This window comes from Deltaproteobacteria bacterium (assembly GCA_019308905.1).
Lineage (GTDB): Bacteria > Desulfobacterota > BSN033 > WVXP01 > WVXP01 > JAFDHF01.
This window is the reverse complement of record JAFDHF010000155.1, coordinates 1-3165: the sequence shown is the minus strand read 5'-3', so window position 1 is coordinate 3165 and position 3165 is coordinate 1. Positions and strand designations below refer to the sequence as shown.

3 protein-coding genes are annotated in these 3165 nt (G+C 57.0%); all 3 read right to left on the bottom strand.

Going from position 1 to position 3165, the window contains the following annotated elements; translation table 11 throughout:
- A partial coding sequence (locus tag JRJ26_20765; GenBank protein ID MBW2059922.1) for an adenylate/guanylate cyclase domain-containing protein occupies positions 1 to 1318 on the bottom strand: 1318 nt, incomplete at its 3' end.
- 35 nt (positions 1319 to 1353) lie between these two features.
- Positions 1354 to 2112 (bottom strand): hypothetical protein, encoded by a 759-nt coding sequence (locus JRJ26_20760; GenBank protein ID MBW2059921.1) that lies wholly within the window; start codon positions 2110 to 2112, stop codon positions 1354 to 1356.
- Positions 2113 to 2152: 40 nt separating this feature from the next.
- Positions 2153 to 2881 carry an amino acid ABC transporter substrate-binding protein gene (locus JRJ26_20755; protein MBW2059920.1) on the bottom strand — a complete coding sequence of 243 codons (729 nt, stop codon included), beginning with the start codon at positions 2879 to 2881 and terminating at the stop codon, positions 2153 to 2155.
- Positions 2882 to 3165: the final 284 nt, after the last annotated feature.

Sequence of the window (3165 nt, the reverse complement as noted above, 5' to 3'; positions counted from 1 at the left end):
TTTTGAATGCCTCCACGCCGGTCCAGTCGTCTCCTGGGTCCTGGGCGAGGAACCGGCGGGCCCGTTCCAGGTATATATCTGCCAGGTGGTCACCGCGGCCGGCCTCCCTCAGGGTACTGAACCCGGCAACGGCCCTGTCCCAATGCCTTTCCCTGTAGTCCGCATAAGCCCTCTCCCAGGCGGCAAAGTGCTCCAGCCTCTCCTCCGAGACCACGATGTCGGTGTACCCCGTCCCAGGCAGGGCCCCGATCAGCTCAAAAAGTGCAATCGGAACCGTGGCCCCCTTGGGAATGACCAGGTCCACCGAACGGAACACAAAGACCCCCTCCACCCTGTCTCTGACCGTCTGGCTGACCAGAATCTGGGTCCCGTAGAACTTGTTCAGCCCCTCAAGCCGCGAAGCCGTGTTCACAGAAGCCCCTATGGCGGTATAGTTCATCCGGTCCGGAGAACCGACGTTGCCCACCACCGCATCGGCCGTATGGATGCCAAACCGGGTGAACATGACCGGGCTGTCCTCGTCCCTCCATGCCTGGTTCAGCCTGTTGGAGACCCGTACACACCGGAGAGCCGCTTCACAGGCTTTCAAACAGTGATTGTCGGTTTTTACCGGGGCGTTCCAAAAGGCCATGATCGCATCACCGATGAACTTGTCGATCGTCCCCCCGTGCTCGATGATCACAGAACCGACCTTCTCAAAATACTCCGATACCTTGAGCATCAGATCCTCGGGAGCCATGGTTTCGGACATGGTCGTAAAATCGGCCACATCCGTGAACAGCAGGGTCAGCTCCCGCCGCTCCCCACCCAGTGTCGGAACGATATCCGACTGGACAAACCTCTTGACCAGCGCCATCGGTACGTACCGCCCGAAGGTTCTGAGAGCGGTCTTCATGGTGTTCATGGATTGGGAGAGCTTGTGGATCTCGGCCACCCTGGATCTGACCTCCACAGGAGAGTCCAACTCGAACCCCTTGATCTTGTCCGACTCCTTGGCCAGGGCGTTGAGGGATTTGCTGATCGACCGGGCCGCCAGAGTGATGATCGGGATCGATAAGGCAAGAATGATAAAGGAAAAAATCAGACTCTGAGTCCGCGTCTCGGCAATCGGCCCGATAAAGTCCTTCACCGAAGCAAACAGGGCAATGTACTCCTCCTTGCCGTGAAACCCGGGCACCGGGGTCAACCGCAAAAGATAGGTCTCGCCTCCAACCTCGAAAGAGGAGTACCGGTACTCCAGATCCTCGCCCGAGGCGTACTTCATATAGACCGTCTCGATCACGGGGTTTTCCAGGTCAAACACCGTGGCAGGAACCATCCGCAAACGACCGTCCTCGCCCTGCTCCTCCTTTATTACCTTGGACGGATCAGACCGGTCTGACCGATCTGCTGCTTTTTCAAAAACTGCGACAGCTTCTCCAGCGTGATGTCGATACCGAAAACACCAGAGACCTCCCCCACAAAACGACGGGCAAAGGTCAGGCCCAGAGCCTTGACGTCCGCAAAAGCGTAGAGGTTCGTTTTGACGAGTCCGTCGGCCCCGTCGGCGAGGCTGTACCAGGGACGTTTCCTCGGATCGTAGACGGCTTGCTTCTCGATTCTCGGCCCCACGGGTTTCCGGTCCTTGTCCAGAAAATCCCAGACCTCGATCCGCTTCCCGTTGCGGTCCTGGTAGATCTGCCTTACGGCGCATTGGGCGTCGGGAGGGGCGGAAAGGGCTGAACGGGTTGAGCCGTAGACCCCGAGAAAGGAGATAACCTGGTAGAAGTCTCCGTCATCGTATCCCATGTAGAGGGAGTAGATCTGGGGGGCCGACCGCAGGGCCTCGAGAAGATAACCGAGCAGGGGGTGAGAGAAGCCGGTCGGCCTTCGGGCCACATCCGGCGTGTCGGCTAGGACGTTGCCCAAGACATAGACAGGCTGGAAGACCAGGCGGGTCTTCTGCAAAACCTTGTTATTGACTTCGGTGAGGAGTTCTTGCGCGGCCAAAAGGGCGGTCTCAGAGTTTTTCTCGTAGTTGTAAAATATAAGGATGCCGGCAAGGGCAAAGAGAATAACGAAAAAGATCGTTAGGATTGTGACGTTCAGCGTGGGAAGGCCTCTGCGGCGCATCGCGAGCTCCTGGGACAAGGTACATGTCCGCAGCCGGGTATCATCTGTACCGATTGAGTATTTTCTCCATGGTGCCGTCGGCGATCATCTGTTTCATGGCGTCTTCGATTTTTTTTTGAATCGCGACGACCGTGGACTTCCGTGATATGGTGATGTACGATTTCCGTCCTGGAGCGACGTATGAAGATTTCTTCAGTCGAATGTTTAGTTTCTTGAGCAGGTAGTCGCCTTCCCGCTCAGGCATGATGACGACGTCGGCTTTCTTGCTCCTGACCCTGTTTATGGCAACCATATAGTTGGGGCAGACTACCTTCTTCAGCTTCTTGTCTCTATCGAATCGGGGGAAATACGCTTTCCCGAGATCGACGGCGATTTTCTTGCCCTTCAGATCATCGTAACCCCCGATTTCGGGGGAGTCGGGACGGACATAGAATGCCTTGTACTCGGGTGGGAAGTACGCCTCGGTGTAGATCAGATATTTTTCCCGCTCCGGAGTTCTGTTAGGCCCCAGCATGACGTCGGCTCTTCCCTGCTTCATGAGAAGCAGGGCGCGCTTGAAGGGAACCTCGATGAACCTGGCCTTCACTCCGATTCTTTTCGCGATCTCCTTCATCGCATCGAAGTATATCCCGGAGAATTGATTCTGTTGGATGATCCTGTACGGGGGAGCGTTGTTACCGACGACCGTAATCACGTCTTGTCCAAGCGCGCCCGCACAAAGGGCGATCGATACCAGGATTGCAAGGCTTATAGCTATCGATGGTCGCAACTTCTCTTCCTCCTTTCGATGGGCGTTCATTCCCCGGCACGGCCGTCAGCTTCAGGGAATACTCCAAACCCACCGTCACGACATGGATCCGACAGGAGCAAAGGGCGCGGCAGTCTCCCCGGCAGACTTTTTCGGTTTCCCGGGCCGGGCTGCTCTGTCTATCATTTCTCTTTGAATGCCTCCACGCCGGTCCAGTCGTCTCCTGGGTCCTGGGCGAGGAACCGGCGGGCCCGTTCCAGGTATATATCTGCCAGGTGGTCACCGCGGCCGGCCTCCCTCAGGGC